16 protein-coding genes are annotated in these 22791 nt (G+C 72.9%); 3 read left to right on the forward strand and 13 right to left on the reverse strand.

The features are described 5' to 3' along the window. Nucleotides 1-111: 111 nt before the first annotated feature. Nucleotides 112-1275 (reverse strand): cytochrome P450, encoded by a 1164-nt coding sequence (locus FRCN3DRAFT_RS47130; RefSeq protein ID WP_007508173.1) that lies wholly within the window; start codon nt 1273-1275, stop codon nt 112-114. Nucleotides 1276-1601: 326 nt separating this feature from the next. Then, a complete protein-coding gene (locus tag FRCN3DRAFT_RS54440) occupies nt 1602-1754 on the reverse strand; it encodes a hypothetical protein (protein WP_157845280.1) in 153 nt (50 codons plus the stop codon). A 789-nt stretch (nt 1755-2543) separates the two neighbouring features. Between FRCN3DRAFT_RS54440 and FRCN3DRAFT_RS0231340 the strand changes: the two genes are divergently transcribed. Then, complete coding sequence (locus FRCN3DRAFT_RS0231340) at nt 2544-3851, forward strand: MFS transporter (RefSeq protein ID WP_007508177.1); 1308 nt, start codon at nt 2544-2546, stop codon at nt 3849-3851. Nucleotides 3852-3984: 133 nt separating this feature from the next. On the opposite strand, the gene FRCN3DRAFT_RS50010 is transcribed toward FRCN3DRAFT_RS0231340, so the two are convergent. Beyond that, nucleotides 3985-4641 carry a Rieske (2Fe-2S) protein gene (locus FRCN3DRAFT_RS50010; RefSeq protein WP_007508180.1) on the reverse strand — a complete coding sequence of 219 codons (657 nt, stop codon included), beginning with the start codon at nt 4639-4641 and terminating at the stop codon, nt 3985-3987. Between the two features lie 247 nt (nt 4642-4888). Between FRCN3DRAFT_RS50010 and FRCN3DRAFT_RS0231355 the strand changes: the two genes are divergently transcribed. Next, the gene (locus FRCN3DRAFT_RS0231355) at nt 4889-6529 is read left to right on the forward strand and encodes an amidohydrolase family protein (protein WP_007508182.1); all 1641 of its coding nucleotides are present in this window, start codon (nt 4889-4891) and stop codon (nt 6527-6529) included. Nucleotides 6530-6562: 33 nt separating this feature from the next. Here the strand turns inward: FRCN3DRAFT_RS0231355 and pepN are convergent, their stop codons facing one another. From pepN to FRCN3DRAFT_RS0231385, 6 genes are all read right to left on the reverse strand, one after another. After that, nucleotides 6563-9082 (reverse strand): aminopeptidase N, encoded by a 2520-nt coding sequence (gene pepN, locus FRCN3DRAFT_RS0231360; RefSeq protein ID WP_007508184.1) that lies wholly within the window; start codon nt 9080-9082, stop codon nt 6563-6565. A gap of 9 nt (nt 9083-9091) precedes the next feature. Then, the gene (gene hsaB, locus FRCN3DRAFT_RS0231365; protein WP_007508187.1) at nt 9092-9655 is read right to left on the reverse strand and encodes a 3-hydroxy-9,10-secoandrosta-1,3,5(10)-triene-9,17-dione monooxygenase reductase subunit; all 564 of its coding nucleotides are present in this window, start codon (nt 9653-9655) and stop codon (nt 9092-9094) included. Next, on the reverse strand, nt 9634-10524 hold the full coding sequence (locus FRCN3DRAFT_RS0231370; RefSeq protein WP_007508189.1) for an SDR family NAD(P)-dependent oxidoreductase: 891 nt from the start codon (nt 10522-10524) through the stop codon (nt 9634-9636). The genes hsaB and FRCN3DRAFT_RS0231370 overlap by 22 nt, the downstream gene beginning before the upstream one ends. A 12-nt stretch (nt 10525-10536) precedes the next feature. Then, a complete protein-coding gene (locus FRCN3DRAFT_RS0231375) occupies nt 10537-11652 on the reverse strand; it encodes an LLM class flavin-dependent oxidoreductase (RefSeq protein ID WP_007508191.1) in 1116 nt (371 codons plus the stop codon). Between the two features lie 51 nt (nt 11653-11703). After that, nucleotides 11704-12828 carry a CaiB/BaiF CoA transferase family protein gene (locus FRCN3DRAFT_RS0231380; RefSeq protein ID WP_007508192.1) on the reverse strand — a complete coding sequence of 375 codons (1125 nt, stop codon included), beginning with the start codon at nt 12826-12828 and terminating at the stop codon, nt 11704-11706. A 97-nt stretch (nt 12829-12925) separates the two neighbouring features. Further along, on the reverse strand, nt 12926-14128 hold the full coding sequence (locus tag FRCN3DRAFT_RS0231385) for a thiolase family protein (protein WP_007508194.1): 1203 nt from the start codon (nt 14126-14128) through the stop codon (nt 12926-12928). A 287-nt stretch (nt 14129-14415) separates the two neighbouring features. Here FRCN3DRAFT_RS0231385 and FRCN3DRAFT_RS0231390 point away from each other — a divergent pair, with 287 nt between their 5' ends. Beyond that, nucleotides 14416-15609: an amidohydrolase family protein gene (locus tag FRCN3DRAFT_RS0231390; protein WP_007508195.1), complete on the forward strand. Its 1194-nt coding sequence runs from the start codon at nt 14416-14418 to the stop codon at nt 15607-15609. A 269-nt stretch (nt 15610-15878) separates the two neighbouring features. On the opposite strand, the gene FRCN3DRAFT_RS0231395 is transcribed toward FRCN3DRAFT_RS0231390, so the two are convergent. The 4 genes from FRCN3DRAFT_RS0231395 to FRCN3DRAFT_RS0231410 form a co-directional block, all read right to left on the reverse strand. After that, complete coding sequence (locus tag FRCN3DRAFT_RS0231395) at nt 15879-16592, reverse strand: ABC transporter ATP-binding protein (protein WP_007508197.1); 714 nt, start codon at nt 16590-16592, stop codon at nt 15879-15881. A gap of 143 nt (nt 16593-16735) precedes the next feature. Further along, on the reverse strand, nt 16736-17518 hold the full coding sequence (locus FRCN3DRAFT_RS0231400) for an EthD domain-containing protein (RefSeq protein WP_007508199.1): 783 nt from the start codon (nt 17516-17518) through the stop codon (nt 16736-16738). Continuing rightward, nucleotides 17515-21450 (reverse strand): indolepyruvate ferredoxin oxidoreductase family protein, encoded by a 3936-nt coding sequence (locus FRCN3DRAFT_RS0231405; protein WP_007508201.1) that lies wholly within the window; start codon nt 21448-21450, stop codon nt 17515-17517. The genes FRCN3DRAFT_RS0231400 and FRCN3DRAFT_RS0231405 overlap by 4 nt, the downstream gene beginning before the upstream one ends. Then, nucleotides 21447-22697, reverse strand: a complete 1251-nt coding sequence (locus FRCN3DRAFT_RS0231410; protein ID WP_007508203.1) for a metal-dependent hydrolase family protein — start codon at nt 22695-22697, stop codon at nt 21447-21449. The genes FRCN3DRAFT_RS0231405 and FRCN3DRAFT_RS0231410 overlap by 4 nt, the downstream gene beginning before the upstream one ends. Between the last annotated feature and the right edge of the window lie 94 nt (nt 22698-22791).

Below are 22791 nucleotides of genomic sequence, written 5' to 3' on the forward strand. Positions count from 1 at the left end.
TCGCGGTTGCGATCTGGCCGGATTCGCGACCGCGGCGACACGGTGGCAGTGATCTACCAATCGCGCGAGTCTTACGGCAGCCTCAGCCTCAGGGCGGCGCGAGTCGGGCGATCACCAGGTCGCGTTGATCTCCTGGATTCCGCCGATCAGTCGGCCGCTCCACCGGACGGCGTCGGCCTCGGGCGCCAGGCGAAGGTGCGGAAACCGCCGGACCAGGCCGGTGACCACGGTCTGGAGCTCGATGCGGGCGAGCGCGGCGCCGAGGCATCGGTGCGGACCATGGCCGAAGACGAGGTGGTTGTTGCCGGCGCGGTCGATCCGCAGTCGGTCGGCGTCGGCGAACCGCCGACCGTCCCGGTTCACGGCGAACTTGTCGACCAGGACCAGGGTGCCCGCCGGAAGCAGGGAGCCGCCGAGATCGACCTGCCTGGTCGTGGCCCGCAGGAGCGGCTCGGCGTGCGGGTGCAGCCGTAGGAGCTCCTCGACGGCGGCGGGGACGAGATCGGGACCGCTGACGAGGGCCTGGTAGGTCTCCACGTCCTGGAGGAGGGAGACGAGCAGGACGCACAGCTGGTTCGAGGTCACCTTGTAGCCGTCGACCAGCAGCTGTACGCACAGCGTCAGCAGGCCCAGCTCCGACAGGTCCTCCTGCTGGTCGAAAAGCGCGACGAGCTCGCTGAGGATGTCGTCCCGCGGGTCCCGGCGCCGCTCGGCGATCAGTTGCCGAAGGCAGGTGACCAGGCCTGTCCAGGCATTCAGCCAGCGCTCGTCGCGGGTGTCGTCGTCCATCACGATCGCCTCTGCCCAGCCGCGGAAATCGGCGTGGACCTGTGGCGGCAGGCCCATCGTCTCGCAGATCACCGCAAGCGGAAGCGGTTCACCCACGCAGCTGACCAGTTCGGCGGGCTGTCGCAGCTCGTCGAGCAGGCCGTCGACCCGGGCGGCGACCGTGACCCGCCAGTGCTCCATCCGCCGTGGGCTGAAGACAGAGGAGACCAGGCCGCGCAGCATTGTGTGCCCGGGCGGATCGATGTTGGGCACATTCTGGCTGCTGGGACATTGACCGCCCTCGACCGCCGGCGCCATGGCCGAATGCACCTGCCCGAGGCTGAACGCCGGGTCGGACAGGACCTTTCTCGCCTCGGCGTAGCCGGTCACGAGGTAGGCGTCACCGCCCCACGGCGTGGTTACCGGGCAGACGGGTCCGTCCAGGCTTGTCAGCCGCGTTGGCGGGTCGGTCGGAGTCGGCAGCGCGAAAGGATAGGTCGGAAGCACGTCACCCTCGCCGGGTCGAGCCGTCTGTAACGAGCCGGTTAATCTTTCTTGCCATCTTCGGCGACGGCACACACAATGCACCTTCCTCGCCGTCGGATCCAGCGGCGAAACACACGGGGCCTCGCATGTGCCTGAGGTTCCCGCCGTTCACGGATATACCCGCCGAAGATGCCTGTGCCGTGCCGTGCCGTACCCGTGGCCCCGGCCCGGGCCCGAAGCCGCGGCCCAGGCTGGGACCGGGCTTCGGATCTCGGGTCACCGGCATCGGCTCCGGCGCGGCGCCCACGGGCGCGGGCGCCGCGCCGGAGCCAGGGGTCGTGCCAGGCTTACTCTCGCGCACCGACCAGGTCGGCGGCCAGGTCGTCGAGGTCGGGCATGGCCACCACCTTGCTCTGCGGGAACACCCTGCTTCGCGGTCCGGGTACTGGCTCCTCCGCGCGCTCGACGAGCGCGGAGGCCACCAGGACCGGATTCGGCATCGTACGTATCTTGACGTGCGGGAACACCCGGCTGCGCGGTGCCGAGGCCGTCTCGGGACGCTCGGCGACGCCCGTTCCGGACGTCACGCGCGAGCACGAAGGATCGATGTTTTCCACTGCCGCCTCCTGCGGTCGACAAAGACTGATCGGGCACACGCGCCGCGGCCCGTCACGGAGATCTTCGGCCTCGCGACCAATGGAGATCATTGGCTTCGCGGCCAACGGAGACCTTCGGCCCCACGGTCGAAGGAACGAGATCCGATCGCTTTTCGCAAGCGTCGGTGAAGTAACCCCGGGTCAGGCGGCGGGGTTCGCGAATGCCAGCTGCTCGTCGGATGGGAACACCGAACCCCGGGGCACGAGATACAGACAGCGGCCGGCCGCGGGCAGAGCCCGCGGGCAGATACATTCTTACGTAGCTGCTTGTCGTCCAGGTTTGGCCGACCGCAGCATGGCACACAGTGGCCAGGCACGCAACACTCCGGAGAACTCTTCCAATACGGGGGTTCAACAGTCACACTGGCGAGGCGATCGCGACAGTCCGGACCACGCCGAGGCCCGACGGCCTATTGCCTTCATCAACTTGCCTTCATCAACCGCCATGCCCGGCCGCGAGCGCCCCGCGTCGGCGGAACGGCCACGTTCCGGCGAGTCCGCAGGTAAAAGCCGTTCAGCGTCGGTCCGTGGCCACCGCGCCAGGAGTGATAGGCGGGCGAGAATTGCCAGCGACGGCGGCCGGCTTTGACCGACAGCGTTCGACAGTGTTGGAGCATCGTTGTTGGAGCGCCGATGAGTCTGTTACAGCAAAATGTCGCGCTGATCGACGAGACAAAGCCGGAGAAGCGGAATCGTGGGCTGTCCAGGCAGTTCTGGGCGCTGTGGGCGGCGGACGGGGTGTCCGCGGTCGGCTCGCAGGTCACCCTGGTCGCGTTGCCGCTCACCGCCGTGACCTACCTGAACGCCAGCCCGGGCGCCGTCGGCCTGCTCCGGGCCGCCGGGTTCGCCCCGGTCATCGTGCTCGCGCTGGTCGCCGGGGCCCTGCTGGACCGCCGGTCGAGCGCCACGGTGCTGCGCTGGTCGAGCTGGGGCCAGGCGGCGCTCATCGGCGTCGTGCCGCTGGCCGCCGCCCTGCACGTGCTGACCATCTGGCCACTGGTGGTCATCGCGCTGCTGGTGAGCTCGCTGGCCGTCTTCGCCGCCCTCGCGAGCCAGAGCACCCTGCCGGAGACCGTCGACGTCGACCAGCTGACGACGGCGAACGCCCGCCTCACGTTCCTGCGCGGGCTCGCCGAGACCGCCGGACCGGCGATGGCCGGCTTCCTCGTCGTCGCGCTCACCGCGCCCACGGCGATGAGCGTCGACGCGGTCTCGTTCGCGGCCGCCGCGCTGATCCTCCTCGGTGTGCGGACCGCCAGGCGCCCGCCAGCCACCGGCACCGGCACCGGCACCGGCACCGCGGCCGGCTCGCTCGGGATCGCCGAGGGCGCGCGGTTCCTCCTGCGGCATCCGATGCTGCGGCGGGGGGCGATCGCCGGCGGAACGCTGAACCTGTTCTCCGGCGTCGGCGCCGCGCTGCAGGTCATCTTCCTGGCCCGCGAGCTGCGGCTGTCCGCCGCCTTCATCGGCCTGCTGTTCGCCGTCCAGGGCCTCGCCGGCATCGCCACGTCCCTGCTCGTCGGCCGGCTGACGCGGTGGACGGGCCTCGGCTGGGCCCTGGTGCTCGGGCTGGTCGCGGAGGGCGCGGGCGCGCTGCTGTTCTCCCTGGCCGCCGGGCCGCACTGGCTCATCCTCGTCACCGCGGGAACGGGGATGGCCGTCGGCGCCATGGTCGTACCGCTCTACAACGTCAACCACATCAGCCTGCGGCAGGCCATCGTGCCCCGCGAGCTGCTCGGCCGGGTCAACGCCTGCGCCCGCACGATCGTCATGGGCACGCTCCCCGTCGGCAGCCTGCTCGGCGGTCTCCTGGCCGCGACGCTAGGCACCAGGCCGGTGCTGGTGGCCGCGGCGGTCTGCATGCTGGCCGCCGGCGGCTGGCTGGCGACCACCGGCGTACCGGCCGTCCGCACCGTGGCCGATGCCCGTCGCCTGGTCTAGATCGGTGTCTGTGCCCTCCCATGGTCGCGATCTGGCCCCGCAGGCAACCACGGCAGGACACGATCGGCGATCACCATCCGCGCCGCGCCGCGGCGGGGCGGGGCGGCGGGAGCGGCGGGGGCGGCGGGGGCGGTCAGGGCTTGTAGACGGCGCCGTCCTGGACGACGACACGGACAGCCGGTAGGGAGCGCGCGGCGGGGCCGGCCACGACCGCGCCGGACGAGGCGTCGAAGCGGCTGCCGTGGCAGGGGCAGTTGATCGTGCCGCCGGAGACGCCGCCGACCGTGCAGCCCTGGTGGGTGCACGTCGCGGAGAAGCCGTGGATCGTGCCGCCGGTGTTGGTCAGCACGATGTTCTGGCCGCCGAGCACGACACCACCCCCGGAAGGGACGTCGCCGACGCTGGCCAGCCGCGTGCCGGCCGGCTTCGGCGCCGCCGCCGTCGTCGCCGGCGGCTGCTGCGCGGGGGGCTGCTGCGCCGGTGGTTGTTGCTGCGGCTGCTGCGGCGGCGGTGGCTGCGCGGCGCCGCCCTGGGGCTGGCCGGCCGGGGCCGCCGACGGGCTCTCGGACGGCGAGGCGGACGGAGTGGTCGCGGTGGGGGACGGCGTGTTCGAGGGGGTGCCGCCCGTCGTCGACGCCGAGGCGGTCCCCGTCGCGGTCGTGGCCGAGTCGCCACCGCCGCAGGCGGCCAGGACGAGACCGGAGACGCCCGCGGCCAGCGCCAGCGAGGAGACCCCTCGACGGGTCAGCAATGGTGACTCGGCGGACGGTGGCGTGGGTTCCTGCGTCATGTCACATCTCCTATCCGCGGCCCTGGTCAGCGGTCCGCACCGTACGGCGAGGCGTGGTAAAGAAGTCGAAAACTGTCGCCCGCCGTACACCAGCGCGGCTGACCTGTGCCGCCAGGCCGCCAGGCCGCCGGGGCGCCAGGCCGCCGGGCCGCCAGGCCGCTGACGACGAGCGCACACCGGTCGATAAGTGAGCGAGTGTTTGCTAATTTTGGGGTGCTCGGTTCGCCGGATGACCGATGGAGCCTCGATGGACCTGTTGCTGCGCAACGCCACGCTGATCGACGGAAGCGGGGCACCGGCCCGCCCGGCGGACGTCGCCGTCACCGGTGACCGGATCTCCGCCGTCACCGAGCCGGGCGGCCTCGCCCCCGAGGCCGGCACCGAGGTCGTCGACCTGGGCGGGCTGGTGCTGGCGCCCGGCTTCATCGACGTCCACACCCACTACGACGCCCAGATCCTCTGGGACGGCGACCTCACCCCGTCGAGCTGGCACGGCGTCACCAGCGTCGTCATGGGCAACTGCGGCTTCGGCGTCGCCCCGACCCGCCCGGAGCACCGCGACCTGATCGTCCGGCTCCTGGAGAACGTCGAAGGCATGTCGATGGAGGCGCTGAAAGCCGGCATCGACTGGTGCTTCGAGACGTTCCCGGAGTACCTCGCCGCGCTCGACGCCCGCGCCAAGCGCCTCAACGTCGGCGTCTTCATCGGCCACTCCCCCCTGCGCCTGTTCGTCACTGGCGGCGAGGAGCGCCCGGCCACGGACGACGAGCTGGCGACGATGCGCCGGCTCGTGCGGGAGGCGCTCGACGCCGGCGCGATCGGGTTCTCCACCTCCCGCCAGCCCGCGCACTCCGGCGCCTACGGTCGGCCCGTGCCGAGCCGGTTCGCCGAGGTCGACGAGGTGTACCAGCTCGCCGAGGTCCTCGGTGAGGCCGGCAAGGGCGTGCTCGCCGTCTCGATCGGCCCCGGCCTGTTCGTCGACCAGTTCTCCGAGATCGCCACCCGCTACGGCATCCCGGTCACGTGGACGGCGCTGGTCACCCGGCCGGAGAAGCCGGGCGCCGCGCTGCGCACCGTCGAGCGCGGGGCCGCCCTACCGGGCGAGGTCTACCCGCAGATCGCCTGCCGGCCGATCGTCATGCAGACCACCATGGACGACCCGACCCCCCTCGCCGCCGTGGACGAGTGGAAAGAGGTGCTCGCGCTGCCGCGGGAGCGGCGGGCGGACCTGTACCGGGACGCCTCCTGGCGGGAGCGCGCCCGGCCGGCGACGCTGGCGGCCTGGGGCCACCGCTGGCACAAGATCGACGTCGAGGAGACGGAGACCCACCGCGACCTCGTCGGCATCCCGCTGGACCGGCTGGCCGCCGAGCACGGCACCACGCCGTTCGACCTGATGCTCGACCTGGCGCTGGCCGACACCGGCACGACCCGCTTCCGGGTCGTCCTGGAGAACGACGGCGACGCCGAGCTGGCGGACCTGCTGGCCGACAGGCGGACCCTGCTGGGCCTCTCGGACGCCGGCGCGCACGCCAGCCAGCTCTGCGACGCCTGCTACTCGACCCACCTGCTCGGCCACTGGGTACGCGAGCGCAAAGCCCTGAGCCTGGAGGACGCCGTCTGGCGGCTCACCGGGCATCCACACCAGGTGTTCCGCGTCGCCGACCGCGGCCTCGTCCAGCCCGGTTTCTACGCCGACCTCGTCGCCTTCGACCCGGACACCGTCGGCACGACGCCCGTCGAGCGGACCCACGACCAGCCAGGCGGCGCCGACCGCCTGCTGGTCCGCAGCACCGGCGTCGAGCACCTCTGGGTCAACGGCGTCGCCACCCGTGCCGCCGGCGAGGAGATCCCCGGCACCACCCCCGGCCGCCTCCTGCGCGCCTGAGCCGACCACTCGCGTCAGCCCTGACGGGCGATATCAGGTCGCGCTGGCGGCGGCGCGGACGGCGAGGGCGCGGCGCAGGTCGTCGGCGCCGTCGGAGGCGGTCCGGCGCAGGCCGGACGGGACGTCGGTGAGCCCCGCGAACGCCTCGGCCCAGCCAAGGGTCTCCGCGGTGACCGCGAGCCGCGGGAAGCACAGGTCGGCGAGCCTCGCCAGCGACATCGTGCCCCGGAACGCCGCGGTCGCCGGCAGGTCGGCGAACCAGCGCCGGGCGTAGGGCGCCGCCAGGTCCTCCTGGCCGGCCACCCAGATCCCGCCGGCCAGCGCGGACAGCTGGTAGTGGGACAGCGTGCTGGCAGGGTCGAGGAGCTCAGCCCACGCCGCGGCCTTCGCGGCCGGGTCGGGGCGCAGCGCCCGGCAGTGGGTCGCGTGCACCAGGCCGGACGCCGTCCGGTCCGCGGCGTAGGCCGCCTCGATCTGGTCGACGGTGAGGTCGCCAAGCGCGGCTCGTCGTTCCAGAACCAGCCAGCTCAGTTCGACGTCGACGGTCAGGCCCGCGAACGGCTCGTCACCCGGGCGCCAGGCGCGCAGCGCGTCGAGGTCGTCGGTGAGACCGACCCAGCCGCGGGCCGCGGTCAGCTGGCCGCTGCCGCCGGGCTTCGCGTCCGCGAGCAACGCCCGGGTCGCGTCGGTGAGGACGGTGAACGCCGCCGTGCGCTCCGGGCCCGGCGCGAGGTACAGGGACACCGCGGCGGTGATCCACGGCAGCAGCCGCGCGGTGACGACGTCGAGCTCGGTCGGCAGGCCGGCCGCGACCGTCCGCACCGCGAGCTCGGGCGACACCAGCCCGTCGGCCAGGCCGGTACGCAGCGCGTTCCATGCCACCACGCGGGCCGTGGCGTCACCGGTCACGGCCAGGACCGCGGGCAGGCGTTCCCAGTGGTCCGCGGCCAGTCGGATCGTGGCCCAGGTCTCGTCGCCGGCGCTCGGAAGCACGAGCTCGCCGGGACCGGCCGCCGGGACCGGCACCGGCTCGCCACCGAGGACGACCTCGGCCCGGGCGCCGTCACCGGGAAGCACGGCGACGGTCATGGCGTGCGGCCGGTCGGCCGCCGGGCCGAACACCGGCGGCTGGCGGCGCAGGACGTCCCCGGACGGCCCGGTCTCGACGGCGACGATGTCCACGCCGGCCAGGCGCAGCCACTCGTGGGCCCACCGCGCGAGGTCGGCGCCGGTGGGCGTGCCCGGGCCCGCCTGGGCGGACCAGGACGCGAGCAGGTCGGCGAACGTGGCGTTGCCATAGGCGTGCGAGCGGACGTGCTCGCGCAGCCCGCCCAGGAACATGTCCTCGCCCAGGTAGGCGGCGAGCTGCCGCAGCACGCTGGCGCCCTTGGCGTAGGAGATGCCGTCGAAGTCGTCCAGGGCGGAGCGGGCGTCCGCGGCGCCGTTGCCGGCGACAGGGTGGGTGGTGGCGCGGCGGTCGGCGGCGTAGCCCCAGCTCTTGCGCGCCGCCGCGAAGTCCGGGCCCGCCGGCAGGCCCGACACCAGCGGGGTGACGCGGCGGGCCAGGTACTCGGCGAAGGACTCGTTGAGCCACAGGTCGTCCCACCAGCGCATGGTCACCAGGTCGCCGAACCACATGTGCGCCATCTCGTGGACGACCGTGTTCGCCCGGCCGAGCAGCTCCGCCTCGCTCGGCCGCGACCGGAAGATCAGCTGGTCGCGGAAGGTGACGCAGCCGGGGTTCTCCATCGCGCCCCAGTTGAACTCCGGGACGAAGGCCTGGTGGTACTCGCCGAACGGATAGCGCACCTCGAACAGCTCGTGGAAGGCGTTGAGGGAGTCGGCGGTCAGCCGCAGAAGCTCGGCCGCGTCCCGGTCGAGCTCGGCCGCCAGGGAGCGCCGGACGTGCAGGCCGAGCGGGATGCCGTCGTGTTCCCCGAGCACCGAATGCCACGGGCCGGCCACCAGGGTGACGAGGTAGGTCGAGATGGGCCTGGTCTCGGCCAGCTCCCAGGTGCCCGGACCGGTCCGGGTCGCCGCGCCGTTGCCGACGACCGTCCAGTCGGGCGGGCACTGGACCCGCACGCTGACGCGGGCCTTCAGGTCCGGCTGGTCGAAGCAGGCGAACCACCGCTTGGCGTTGTCGACCGACGACGTCGCGCACAGATAGGTCCCGCCGTCGGCCGGGTCGACGAACCGGTGCAGGCCCTCGCCGTCGTGCGAGTAGCGCGAGCGCGCCCTGACGAGCAGCTCATGCCGCCCGCCCAGGCCGCGTACCGGCAGCCGGCCCGGGATCCCTGCCCGATCGGCCCCGCCGATCGGGGAGGTCCGGTCGAACGCCTCGACCGGCTGGGGCACGCCATCGAGAACGACCTCGAGCAGCTCCTCGCAGATCAGCTCGACGAACGTCTCCGGCTCGCGGGCGGTGAAGGCGATCGTCGTGCTGGAGACGAAGAAGTCACCCGGCTCGGTGAGATCCAGCTCGATCGTGTAGCGGTCGACGTCGACCGATTCCGCTCGCCGCTGCGCCTCCGGCCTGGTCAACGCCACCATCGGTCCACCCTAGTCGGCCCGGGTCGCCGCCCCGTTCGAGCTGGCCTTCTGGGTGGGCAGGGTCGGCAGGCCGTAGTCGCCGCGGAAGAACAGCAGCGGTCCGTGGTCTCGCAGGATGTGCATCTGGCGGACCGCGCCGACGACGATCTGGTGGTCGCCACCGTCGTACGTGGCGTCGATGTCGCAGTGGACCCACGCGAGGACGTCGTCCAGCACGACCGCGCCGCGATCGGTGGTGTGCCAGGGGACCGCGTCGAACTTGGCCGCGGTCCGGGAGCCGAAGGCCACCGACACGTCCTGCTGGTCCTCGGCCAAGACGTTGACGGTGAACCGTCCGGTCCGCTCGATGCGCGGCCAGCTCGTCGAGCTACGGCCCGGGCAGATCAGCACCAGGGGCGGGTCCAGGGACAGCGAGGTGAAGGACTGGCAGGCGAGCCCGGCCGGAGTCCCGTCGTCGTCCAGGCTCGTGATGATCGTTACTCCGGTGCAGAAGTGGCCGAGCACCCTGCGGAAGGTGGCCGGATCGACGTCGTCGGCCTCGGCGTCGTGCGTCAGGAGAGTGCGCTCGACCATCGTGGGATGTCTCCTTGGACGTCGGCGTTCGGGGCGGCGGCGGCGAGGAGCGGGCGGATGACGGCGTCGACGGCGGCGGGATCGTCGACCGGGGTGCCCGTGGGCCCGCGGTGCCAGCCCTCGGCGATCGCGAGGCGCACGCCCGAGGCCACGATCACCCGGCCGGTGACGTCGGCCGCGAGCGGCGACGCGAGCCACACCAGCGCCGCGGCCACCCACCGCGGGTCGAACCGGCCCTCGCGGGCGGCTTCGCTCTCGCCCAGGCCCACCGCCTCCGTCATCGGCGTCAGCGCCGTGGGGCACACGGCGTTGACGGTCGCCCCGTAGCGGGCGAGCTCCATGGCCGCGACGAGGGTGAACGAGGCGATCGCGCCCTTGGCGGCGGCGTAGTTGGCCTGGCCGACGTGGCCGTACAGGCCCACCGACGAGACCGTGTTGATGACGCGGGCGTCGACGGCGTCGCCCGCCTTCGACCGCTCCCGCCAGTGGCGGGCGGCCCGCTGGGTGACGAGGAACGTGCTCTTGAGGTGCACGCGCAGCACGTCGTCCCAGTCGTCCTCGGACATGTTCACCAGCATCTTGTCGCGGGCGATGCCGGCGTTGTTCACGACGGCGTCGAGGCCGCCCCAGGTGTCGGTGGCGGTCGCGATCAGGGCGTCGGCGCCGGCCGCCGTGGACACGTCACCGACGTGCCCGACGGCCGCGCCACCCGCTGCCCGCACCGCGGCGACGACGTCGGCGACCGCGTCGGCGGCGACGTCGTTGACCACCACCAGCGCACCCTCGGCGGTGAGTGCCTCGACGTAGGCCCGGCCGATCCCCCGGCCGGCACCGGTGACGAGGCACACCCGTCCGTCACACAGACCCATGACGGCGCGCTCTCAGGAGACGGCCGTCGGCGCGGCGTCGTAGGTCACGCCGATGTCACCGCCGACGTCGTGGCGCCGCAGCTCGGGAAGCACCTCGGAGGCGAACAGCTCGAAGCTGTCCTGAGCCTCCTGGGCCGGCATGCCGCCGAAGCACATCGGCACGACGACGCCGCCGGCGTCGGTCATGGTCGCGTACTCGAGCAGCTTGTCCGTGACCTCCGCCGGCTTGCCCCAGACCTGGAGGTCGGCGAGGAAGCCGTTGAACCTCTCCAGCCCGTGCTTCTGGATGTTGGCGGCCAGGCCGGCGTAGTACTCGTAGCCCTCGATCTGGGCGAAGCCGACGTTGTCGAACTCGTAGTGCTCGACCGTCGAGCGGGCCCAGCGCTGGAGGTACACGTCGCGGATCTTGTCGACCTGGGCCTGCTTGTCGCTCACGCCGGCCACGATCACGAGGACCGGCTTCGGAGCCTCATGGCCGTTCAGCTCGAAGTAGCGCTCGCGGTACTTCTTGAGCTCTTCGATGGCGGTGGGCCAGGGCTTCTGGGCGATGACCATCAGCCCGACGCCCATCCCGGCCATGATCTCCATCGACTCCGGCGACACCGCCGAGGCGAACGTGCGGCCCTTGAAGCTGGCCAGGGGCCGTGGCCGGATCTCGACCCGCGGCTGCTGGTAGAGCTCGCCGTCGTACTCCATCACGCCGGTCTCCAGGGCGGTGAGGAGCGCGGCGCTGTACTCCTTGAACCGACGGCGGGACTCGCCCATCGGGACCCGGAAGCCGACGAACTCCTTCTGCCCGAGGCCGCGCCCGAGGCCGAGGATGGCCCGTCCGCCGGAAAGGTGGTCGAGCACCGAGAACTTCTCCGCCACCCGCACCGGGTCGTTCCACGGCAGGACGGTGACCATCGTGCCGAGCTTCACTCGGCTGGTCTGACCGGCCAACCAGGCCAGCACCATCGACTGCTGCGAGGTGAGCTGGTAGTCGGAGAAATGGTGCTCGGACAGCCAGACCGAGTCGAAACCGACCTCTTCGGCGCGGGACGCGAGGCCCAGCTCCGTCCGGTACACGTCCGCGTCAGCCACGTCGCGATCAAGAGCCGCGAACTGAAGGCCAAGTCCTATGTGCATGAGCGCTCACTTTATACGGTAGGCCGATCAGGCGCTAGCCCTCGCAGCGGGTTACCGGACGGCGACAGCCGTCCGCAGACGAGCCACTTCCTCGACCGAGAACCCCCAGTCGGCCAAGGCTTCCTCGGTGTGCTGCCCGGGGGCGGGGGGCGGGCCGGCGACCGCCGGCGGGGTCCGGCTGAAACGGGGAGCCGGAGCCGGCTGGACCACCCCGCCGACCTCGGTGAAGGTCGCGCGGTGGCGGTTGTGCGGGTGGGCCGGGGCCTCGTCCGGATCGAGGACCGGGGCGAAGCAGGCGTCGGTGCCCTCGAGCACGGCGCACCACTCGTCCCGGGTCCTGGTCCGGATCACCGCCGCCAGCCGGGCCTTCGTGGCCGGCCACGACGAGCGGTCGTCCTTTGGACCGGGATCGACCCCGGTCAGCTCGGCGAGCTGCCGGCGGGCTCGCGGGTCGATCGCGCCGACCGAGACGTACCGGCCGTCGGCCGTCTCGTAGGCGTCGTAGAACCAGGCACCGCCGTCGAGGAGGTTGGTGCCCCGCTCGCCCCAGTCGCCGGCCGCCCGCAGCCCATGGATCATCCCGGCCAGGAGGGCCGCGCCGTCGACCATCGCGGCGTCGACCACCTGGCCCCGGCCGGAGCCGCCCGCTTCGAGCAGGGCACACACGATGCCGAAGGCGAGCAGCAGGCCGCCCCCGCCGAAGTCGCCCACGACGTTGAGCGGCGGCACCGGCGGCGCGCCAGCGGGACCGATCATGCCCAGGGTGCCGGCGAGGGCGACATAGTTGATGTCACGGCCAGGCGCCTGCGCGTACGGCCCCTCCTGCCCCCAGCCGGTCATCCGCCCGTAGACGAGCCGCGGCTGCCGGGCCAGGCAGTCGTCCGGCCCGAGCCCGAGCCGCTCGGTGACCCCCGGTCGGAACCCCTCGATGAGCACGTCGGCCCGCTCGACCAGGCGGAGCACGGCCTCCCGCCCGTCGGGGTGTTTCAGGTCGATGCCCACCGAGCGGCGGCCGCGGGCGTTCACGTCCCACAGCGGCGCCTCGGTACCGACGGCGTCGGCCCGGTCGACGCGGAGCACCTCGGCGCCCATGTCGGACAGCATCATGGCCGCGAACGGCCCGGGCCCGATGCCGGCCAGCTCGACGACCCGGAAACCCCTGAGCGCGCCAGTCATACTCCATTGTCCCTGATAAGCGTGCGTTCACTCCAGCAGTTGTCAGGTGAGCGCGCCCACCGTCCGCCGGATCCCTCAAGGCACGGCGGATACGACCTCAGGCGGTGACGGTGACGGTGACGGGAGCGGGGACGTCGAAGACGACGGCGGTGGCCATGCCCCCGCCGGCGCACATGGCGGCCACGCCGGTGCCGCCGCCGCGCCGGCGCAGCTCGTGCACCATCGTGATGATCATCCGGGAGCCGCTCATGGCGACCGGGTGGCCGAGGCTGCAGCCACTGCCGGCGACGTTCACCAGGGTGTCGTCGAGCCCGAGGATGCGGGTGGTGGCCACGGCGACCGAGGCGAACGCCTCGTTGATCTCCCACAGCGCGATGTCGTCGATCGTGAGCCCGGCCCGCTTCAGCGCCTTCGGGATGGCGAGCGTCGGCGCGAGGCCCGTGTCGGCCGGCGGCACGCCCACGGACGCCCACGCGCGGATGACAGCCAGCGGCTCGAGGCCGTGCTGCTCGGCGAACCGGCGCTCGGCGAGCACCATCGCGGCGGCGCCGTCGTTGACGCCGGACGCGTTGCCGGCCGTGATGCTGAAGCCGTCGATCTCCGGATGGATCGGCTTCAGCGCCGCGAGCCGCTCCAGTGAGGTGTTCCGCCGCGGGTGCTCGTCCACGGCGAACGTCACGGTGGTGCCGTCGCGCCGCGGCACGTCGATCGGGAAGATCTCCTCGGCGAAGCTGCCGGCGTCGATGGCGGCGACCGCGCGCTGGTGCGACCGCAGCGCCCAGGCGTCCATCTCCTGCCGGGTGAGCTTCGCCTGCACCGCGGCGTTCCAGCCCACTGTGATCGACATGTCCCGGCACGGCGCGTCCGGGGTCTCGGGGTGGCTGTACGCGAGCCAGTCCTCGTCCCAGTCGTCGGTGCCCGGGATCCGCCAGCGGGAGCCCGGCTTCGTCGAGGCCGACTGCACCCCGCCGGCGATGACCACACGGTCCATCCCCGACCGGATCGACGCCGCCGCGCTCTGCACGGCGGCGAGCCCGGACGCGCAGTGCCGGTTGTGGGCGACGCCCGGCACCTGCGCGATGCCGGCGTTGACCGCCGCGTACCGGGCGAGGTCTCCCCCGCCGTACAGCGACTCGCCGAGTACCACGTCGTCGACGAGCGACGGGTCGATCCCCGACCGCCCGAGCGCCTCGGCCACCGCCTTGGTGCCGAGCTCGAACGCGCTCATCTCGGTGAGCGTGCCCTTGAACGCCGTCCCGATCGCCGTCCGCGCCGTCGAGACAATGACCGCCTCATCCACTGGGCTCGCTCCTCCTGATGTCGGACAGGCTGGTGCCGGACAGGCCAGCTGGACCCGCCGGTCAGCCCGGCGGCCCGCCGCGATCTTCAGTCACAAAGTATATGCTCACTCACAATAAGTTGCCGGACGAAACCGCGCAACCGGACGAGCGGCACCCATCGGGCGATCGATCCGCCCGCTGGTGAATGTGATCCGTTCCACCAGGCCACCGGGAGGCTTGACCCGCAGTCGCCGCAGCTATAGTAAATGAACACTCACTTACTATAGCTGCGGAGGCGGTGGGCGCCGTGGACTACGCTCTGATCGACGCGGACGGGCACTACTACGAGCCCGACGACTGCTTCTCGCGCCACATCGAGGCCAGGTACCGCGACGCCACCATCCGGGTGAGGCGCGGTGAGGACGGCCTCGGCCGGGTCTTCGTCGGTGACCGGCGCACCTTCATGAGCGTGATGCCGGGCGACTACGCGTCGGCCCCCGGCGCGCTGCAGGGCCTGTTCGTTGGCGGGGTCTCCGACGGCTTCAGCCACCGCGACGTCATCAACGCCAAGGACTACCCGGCGTTCACCACGCCGGCCGACCGGCTAACGCTGATGGACTCGCAGGGCGTGCAGGCGACCATCCTGCTGCCGACCCTGGGCGTCGCCGTCGAGCAGGACCTGGCCCACGACGTGGAGCTCACCTACGCCAGCCTGCGAGCCTTCAACCGCTGGCTCGAGGACGACTGGGGCTACGCGACCCGGGAACGCATCTTCGCCGTACCCCTGCTGTCCCTGCTCGACATCGACCACGCGATGGTGGAACTGCGCCGCGTCCTCGACGCCGGAGCCCGCCTCGTCCACCTGCGCCCCGGGCCGGTCGGCGGCCGGTCGCCGGCCCACCCTGTCAACGACCCGTTCTGGGCGACGTGCGCCGAGGCGGGGGTGCCGGTCGTGTTCCACACCTCCAACTGCGGCTACGCCGAGCTCTACGGGGTCCACTGGTCGGAGGACCCGGGCAACCCGTCGCACCTGCAGTCGCCGCTGCAGTGGGCGCTGTGCAACACCGAACGGCCGATCGTCGACACGCTCACCGCGCTCACGCTGCACAACCTGTTCGGCCGGCACCCCGACATCAGGATCCTGTCGATCGAGAACGGCAGCAGCTGGCTGAAGCCGCTGCTCAAGACCGTCGACAAGGCGGCGGCGCTCGGCCGGCGCGGCCCGACGATCGGCGGCGCGCTGCCCGCGAGGCCCAGCGAGGCGCTCACCTCGCACCTGTGGGTCGTCCCGTTCCCAGAGGACGACGTCGACGACCTGATCGGCGTCCTCGGCCCGGACCAGGTGCTCTTCGGCTCCGACTACCCGCACCCCGAGGGCCTGCGCGAGCCGCTCGACTACGTGGCGAGCCTCGCCGGCCAGGACCCGCTCATCACCCGCAAGGTCCTGCGCTCCAACACCGCCGGCCTCCTGCGCATCCCCGACCGGCAGCCCGCGTCCTGACCCGCCAACGCATCAACCGTGTCGGATCACCGCGCCCATAGGCGCGCTAGTCCGACACGCTCCCGCACCGCGGCATCGAAGTGTGTCGGATCTGCGTGTCCATAGACCAGGCCATCTGCCACGGTCCGAGACTCCCGCTGGGTGGACTGGAGAGACCGGCCGGGGTGGGGTGATGGTTTCACCCCACCCTGGGGGGCTTGGCGCCCCAGGGGCCCGCTCAGCCGCACACGCCTGGACACGATCTGTGAGCAGGACCGGCGTAATGGCCGTCAGGCGGCCTCGTCGACGCCACCGAGGTAGAGGCGCTCGATCTCGGACTCGCGGGCCATCAGCTCGGCGGCCGGGATCTCGGCGCGCGCCAGGCCCTCGTTCATGATCAGAGCCCGGTCGACGAAACTCGCGGCGAAGTGGATGTGCTGCTCGACGAGGACGACGCCGGCGGACAGCGCCGTCGCCACCGAGCGCAGCCGTTCCAGGATGCGCTCGCTGACGGCGGGCGCGAGGCCGAACGACAGCTCGTCGATGAGCAGGACGGACGGGCGGCGCCCGACGGTGCGCGCGAGCGCCAGCATCTGCTGCTCACCGCCGGAAAGCACCCCGGCCCGCAGCGGCAGCTTCGGGCGCAGCTCGGGGAAGAGCTCGACCGCCTCGTCCACGTCGACGCCCGCCATCTGCAGGTTCTGGCGGACCGTCAGCGTGCCGAACACGCTGCGACCCTCGACCATGATCCCGATCTGGCCGCGGCTGCGCCGGTAGGACGGACCGGTCAGCGGGACGCCCTCGACGAGCACCTCGCCGGTGTACTTTCCGAGGAAGCCGGCGATCGCCATCAGCGTCGTCGTCTTCCCGGCGCCGTTACGGCCGAGCAGACCGACGATCTCGCCCTTGCCGACCGTGAACGTGACGTCGTGGATCACCGCGAGCGCCCCGTAACCCGCGGTCAGCCCACGCACCTCTAACGCCGCCGCCGTGTCCTGGGTCATCAACGCCTCCGTCTGTCTCATTCCGACGGTGCGCCTGGTCCGCCGGTCGCTGGTTCCTCGATGGATGGGGCCTGTGCGCTGGTGTCGCCGGTCGGCGACGATGGTTCTCGGTCGGCCCGGATGGCGGCCGCCCGTGGGTCAGGTCAGGAGGCGCCCGCCGGCACGCCGGCGAGCAGGACGTCCTCACGGACGGCGAGAAACGTCGTCGGACCGAACAGGTCTGTTCCGGAGCCGTCCAGCGGGTTCTCCTGGAACCAGCGCGCCCTCGCGCGCAGACCGGCCAGCTCGTCGAAGTAGACCTCGTTGACGGCGTCGTAGGCCGGGTCGTCGGCGGCGGCCAGCGGGTGGTTCTGCACGTAGGCGTCGCCGCGCACGCTCTCAGGGATGGCGGTGGTCGTCGCGGTGCCGACGACCCGGACCTGGGCGCCGTGGGCCGCCCAACGCTCGGAGAACTCGGCCCGGGTGAGCCCGGCCGTCCGCCGGGCCAGCGCCAGGTGCTTGAAGGCTCCGCCGCCGGCGGCGAGGTGCCGCTCGAACCAGTCGGCGCCGCGGGCGACCCGCTCCTCGGCGACAAGGGTCACCAGCGTGGCAGGTTCCGGTGCGGCGCCCGCCGCGCCGCGGCCTCCGTCGCCGGTGACGTCCGGGGTCGCGCGCGAGGACTCGAACCGGCCGAGGGCCGCGATGTCGGGAAACCACAGCACGCTCATGACGTCGTAGCGAGGGCGTGGCGCGTCCTCGCCGGGCTCGCCGGGCCCGCCGCCGGCCGGAGTGCTGAGTCCCGGTAGCACGGTGCCGACGACGACCCGGACCGGCCGGACCTCCGGCGGCGCCTCGGCGGCCCGGGTGGCCTCGCGCCACCAGGCCGTCTCGAAGACCCGCGCGGTCAGCGCCGGGTCCCTGCGCGCGAACCGGAACAGCTTGATCATGCATTCCCGCCGACGGTGACCTGCTCGGCCGGCTCGGCCGGCTCGGCCGGCGCGAGCTGGGCGACCTGGGCGCGCCAGCGATCGACGGCCGCCGCCTTGATCGACTCGTAGCCCTTGATCATCTGCGCGGACTCGGCGAGAGTGACCAGATCCGCGTAGGGCCGCCCCGCGGTCAGGTTCCCGGTGACCAGCGCCTCGTACTCCTTGATGACCGCCCTCTCGAGGCGACGGTCCCGGTCGAGGCCGAAGATGTCGAACGGGGTGCCGCGCAGCCGGCGCATCGTTCGCAGCCCGTGGAACATGACCGCCCACGGCCGCGCGGCGGGCAGTTTGTGCTTGAGCCCCATGCGCCGCAGCGACGGCGGGTGCAGGTGGTAGGTCACCTTGTACGGGCCGTCGATGCCGAGGTCGGCGGCGGTCTGGGCATGGTCGGCGAGCAGGTGCAGGCGGGCGACCTCGTACTCGTCCTTGTAGGTCAGCAGCTTGAACCAGCTCTCGGCCACCGCCCGGGTGAGCGCCCATCCGTGGTCGGCGGCGTCTCGCCCGGCAGCGGTGGCCACCAGGCCGAGGAAGCGGGTCGCCCGCGCGGCGTCCTGGTAGTCGATGGCCTGGGCGGCGCGGCGGACGAGCAGGGCGCGCAGGTCGTCGGGCAGCTCGGCCGGCAGGTCGCCCTCGGCGACGAGCCGGCCGGCGGTCGCGACCGCGCCGGGCGACGGGTCGAAGATGCTCGGCTTCGCGGTCGCGGTCGCGACGACGGCACCGGCACCGGCACCGGCACCGGCGTCGGTACCGGCGGTGGCTGCGAGCGCCGCCTCGACGGCGGCGAGGTCGTGTGCGACCCACCGGCCCCAGGCAAAGGCCTCCCGGTTGTCGGCCGCCGCCTTGCCGGTGCGGCCCATCGCCTTCTCGAGGTCGGCCAGCGGCAGCGGCAGCCCGCCGAGCTGGTAGGCCGCGCCGAGCAGCACGATGTTGCCCAGCAGCTGGTTGGCGAACACCTGCTCGGCGATCCGCTTGCTGTCGAGGAACAGGGCACGGCCGTCGCCGACCCGCTCGGCGATCGCCGCACGCATGACCGCCTCATCGGGCGCGGCGATGTCGCGCTGCAGCATCGCCGCCGTGGGGGTGACGGTCACGTCGACGACGGCGACCGTCCGGCCGGGCTGGACCGTCGCGAGGTGCTTGGCCGCGGCGGCCTGCAGGATGTCGCCGGACAGGTACAGGTCGGCCCCGCCTTCGCCCACGGTGGACGCGCCCGCCGCCGCGTCGAGGCCCCCGGCCCGCTTCGGCGAGAGCCGCAGGTGGGAGACGACGGCGCCGGCCTTCTGCGACAGGCCGGTCTGGTCGAGGCCGCCGACCGCGAGCCCCGCGGCCTGCGCCGCCGACGCGATCACCCGGTTGGCGGTGACGACGCCGGTGCCGCCGACGCCGGTGAAGTAGACGCCGAAGCTCTCCGTGATGGGCTGGACGTCCGGCTCCGGGAGGCCGCCGGCCGGCAGGTGGGGGCGGACGTGCTCGGCGGCCTTCTTGCCGGCCGACCCGGTCCCCGACCGGCCGGGCCGCAGCCTGGCGAACAGGCCCGGCTCGCGGGGCGTGATCGTGACGAACGACGGGCAGTCGCCCTCGAGGCAGGTGTAGTCGCGGTTGCACGACAGGTCGTCGACGCGGCGCTTCTCGCCGAACTCGGTGTGGTGCGGCAGCACGGACAGACAGTTGCTCTTGACCGAGCAGTCGCCGCAGCCCTCGCACACCGCCTCGTTGATGACGACACGCCGCGGCGGCTCGGGCAGCAGGCCACGCTTGCGCAGCCGGCGCGACTCGGCGGCGCAGCGCTGGTCGTAGATGACCACCGTCACGCCGGGGACGGACCGCAGCTCCTCCTGGACCTCCTCCAGGTGGTCGCGCCCGAGCACCCGGACGCCGGGGGCGAACCGGGCGCGGCGGCCGTAGTGCTTCGGGTCCTCGGCGCAGACGACGACCCGGCTGACGCCCTCGGCCTCCAGCGCCCTGGTCATCGCCGGGACGTCCATGAGCCCGACGACGTCCTGGCCGCCGGTCATCGCGACCGCAGTGTTGTAGAGGATCTTGAAGGTGACGTTGACGCCGCCGGCGACGCTCGCCCGGATCGCGAGGATGCCCGAGTGCGACAGCGTCCCGTCGCCGAGGTTCTGGATGAGGTGCGGCTCGTCGACGAACGGCGACAGCCCCAGCCACGGCACGCCCTCGGCGCCCATCGGCGTCGGCGGGAGGCTCTTCATCCCCAGGTGGCGGGCCTCGAAGTACATGATCCCGTGGCAGCCGACCCCGCCACCGACCAGCGCGCCCTCGGGGAAGACCGTCGAGCGGTTGTGCGGGCAGCCGCTGCAGAAGCCCGGCGGGCGGGCAGGCAGGTCGACGAGCGGCAGGGTGATGACGGGCCGCGGCGCCGAGGCCGTGACGACCGGGAGCAGCCGCCGGTTCGGCGAACCGTTCGGCGCGCCGTTCGAGGCGCCGTTCGAGGCGCCGTTCGCCGTCGCCGCGGCCACCCTGGCGGCGGCGAGGTCGGGCAGCACCCTCTTCAGGACGGCGGCGACCTTGGACGCGTCCAGTTCGCCGGCCATGGGGACGAGCGGGCGGCCGTCACGCGGGGTCCCTGCCGGATCGGCGGAGCCGATCTGGGAGGTCGCGCGCTTGCCGGCGACCCGGGTCGTGAGCCCGGCCTCGTGCAGGATCGCGCGCAGCTGGGTCTCGACGAACGGCCGCTTCTCCTCGATGACGACGATCTCGTCGACCGAGCGGGCGAACTCGAGGACGGTCTCGCGCCCCAGCGGGTAGGTGACGGCGAGCCGGAGCATCCGGATGCCGACGTCGGCGAGCCGGTCCGCGCCGACGCCGAGGTCCGTCAACGCCTGGGCGACGTCGAAGTAGGTCTTGCCCGCGCAGACGACGCCGAGGCGGGCGCCGGCCGGGGCGCCGACGACGCGGTCGAGCCGGTTGTGCCGGGCGTAGGCCTCCGCGGCGCGCAGCCGCAGGTCGATGACCTGCTCCTCCTGGCCCGGCGCGGCGTGCGGGCCGACCGCCGTCGACGGGATGTGCCGCCACGGCTGGCCGTCGACCGCGTGGCCGGTCGGGTCGCTCGGGGTGTGCCGGTCCACGCCCGCGTCGACGGTGCCGATGCCGTCCGCGACGGAGGTGACGATCTTCAGGCCGGTCCAGGCACCGCTGTACCGCGACATCCGGAACGCGTGCACGCCGAGGTCGAGGATGTCCTGCTGGTCGCCGGGGACGAGCACCGGGACGCAGGCGTCCTCGAAGGTGTACTGGCTGTCGCAGGCGAGGGTGGACGACTTGGCCGACGGGTCGTCGCCGCAGAACATCACGACGCCGCCGTTCGGGCCGGTGCCCATCGCGCCGGCGTGCTTGAGGACGTCGCCGCAGCGGTCCAGTCCTGGCGTCTTGCCGTACCAGGCGCCCACGACGCCGTCGATCGCGCCGTCGTCCCCGCCGAGGGCGCCCCCGGCTGCGGTGCCCCCGTCGGCGGCGTCAGCGGCGAGATCGCCGGGGACGCTGGCCGCGGGGGGTTCCCCTGGGCCCGCCACGTCCCTGCGGGGGGCCAGCAGCGACCGGCCGGCGCCCATCTGGCTGCCCCAGACGGTGGCGGCCGCGAGCTCCTCGTTGAGGCCGGGGCGGTGGCGCACCCGGTGCTCGGCGAGCAGGGCGGCGGACCGCTCGATGGTGAGGTCGAAGGTGCCGAGCGGCGAGCCGGGGTAGCCGGAGACCATGGTCGCCGTCGTGAGGCCGGCGCGCGCGTCCAGCTCGGCGCGCACGACCAGCAGCCGGGCGAGCGCCTCGACGCCGGACAGCAGCGCGGGCTCGGCGGCGACCGGCGCCGGTGCCGCCTGGCCGGGCCCGGCGGCGCCGGGGCCGCCGGCCTGCGTGGTGATGGCCCCGCTCACAGGTACACCAAGGGGTTCACGTAGGCGACCTCGCCGTCCTTGAAGACCAGCCGGCGGCGGTCCGGGTCGCGCAGGACCGAGATGTCCTCGGTGGGGTCGCCGTCGACGACGAGCAGGTCGGCCAGGTATCCCTCGCGGATCTGGCCGGTGTCCAGGCCGACGAGCGGGCCCATGACCCGGGTGGCGGTGTGGACGGCCTCGGCGGGCGTCATGCCGACCTGGTCGACGTAGCGCTCGAGCTCCGCGGCGTAGGTGCCGTGCCTCGTCCACTGGTGGCCGAAGTCGCCACCGGCGACGATCCTGATCCCGGACTCCCGCAGCCGCTGTAACCCCTCGATCTGGGCCTTCAGCTCGTCGCGGTAGCCGGACCGCTCGACCTTCTCCGGCAGCAGGCCCCACGGCTCGGCGTGGCCGTTGACCACCGCGTACAGGTAGTGCAGTCCCGGGCAGACCCAGACGTCGTCGCGGCGGGCCTCCAGGGCGCGCACCGCCTCGTCGTCGAGGAAGCAGGCGTGGTGGATGAGCCGCACGCCGGTGCGCGCGGCCATGGCGACGCTCGCGGACCCGCGGGCGTGCACCGTGATGAAGGCGCCGTGCTTCGCCGCCTCGTCGACGGCGGCCTCGAGCATCTCGTCGTTCATGTAGACGTCGTCGGACGGGAACTCGGGCACGATGCCGTCGCCGGAGATGAACAGCTTGATCGCCCGCGCACCGGCGTCGCACTGCCGGGCGACGATCTCGCGCAGCTCGCGGGCGTCGGCCGCGACCACCGACATCGGCGTGCCGTCGCTGATCGCCCCCGGGGAGGTCACCAGCAGGTTGCCCGGCACGATCCGCGGGCCGGGGATCAGGCCGCGCTCGATCGCGTCCCGCGCGACCACGTCGTCCTGTGGCTGCAGGACGCTCGCGCTGACGATGAGCGTGTAGCCGCTCTCCAGGAAGGTGCGCACGACGGCGGCGACGTCCAGGGTGTGCTCCGCCGGCGGCGAGGCGGCGACGCCGGCGTGGTCGAAGACGAAGTCGAGCGGCCAGCTGATGTGGGTGTGCGCGTCGCCGAGCCCGGGCAGGACGGTGGCCCCGCGCACGTCGACGACCCTGGCCGACACCGCGTCCAGGTCCAGGCGGCCGGGCGTCACCAGCTCGACGCGGTTGCCCTCGATGAGGATGTCGCCGTCGAACGGCCGTTCGTTCGCGTCGCCCGTGCAGGCGAGCACGGATGCGTTCCTGATCAGTGTCCGCGCGGTCATGCGCTCCTCCTTGTCAGGCCGCCTGCCAGGCCGGTGTGCCGTCCGGGCCGCCGCCAGCCGCCAGCCACCGGCCGCTCGCGGGCCATGGGGCGCG

The sequence above is a fragment of the Pseudofrankia saprophytica genome (assembly GCF_000235425.2).
In the GTDB taxonomy this organism is placed as follows: domain Bacteria; phylum Actinomycetota; class Actinomycetes; order Frankiales; family Frankiaceae; genus Pseudofrankia; species Pseudofrankia saprophytica.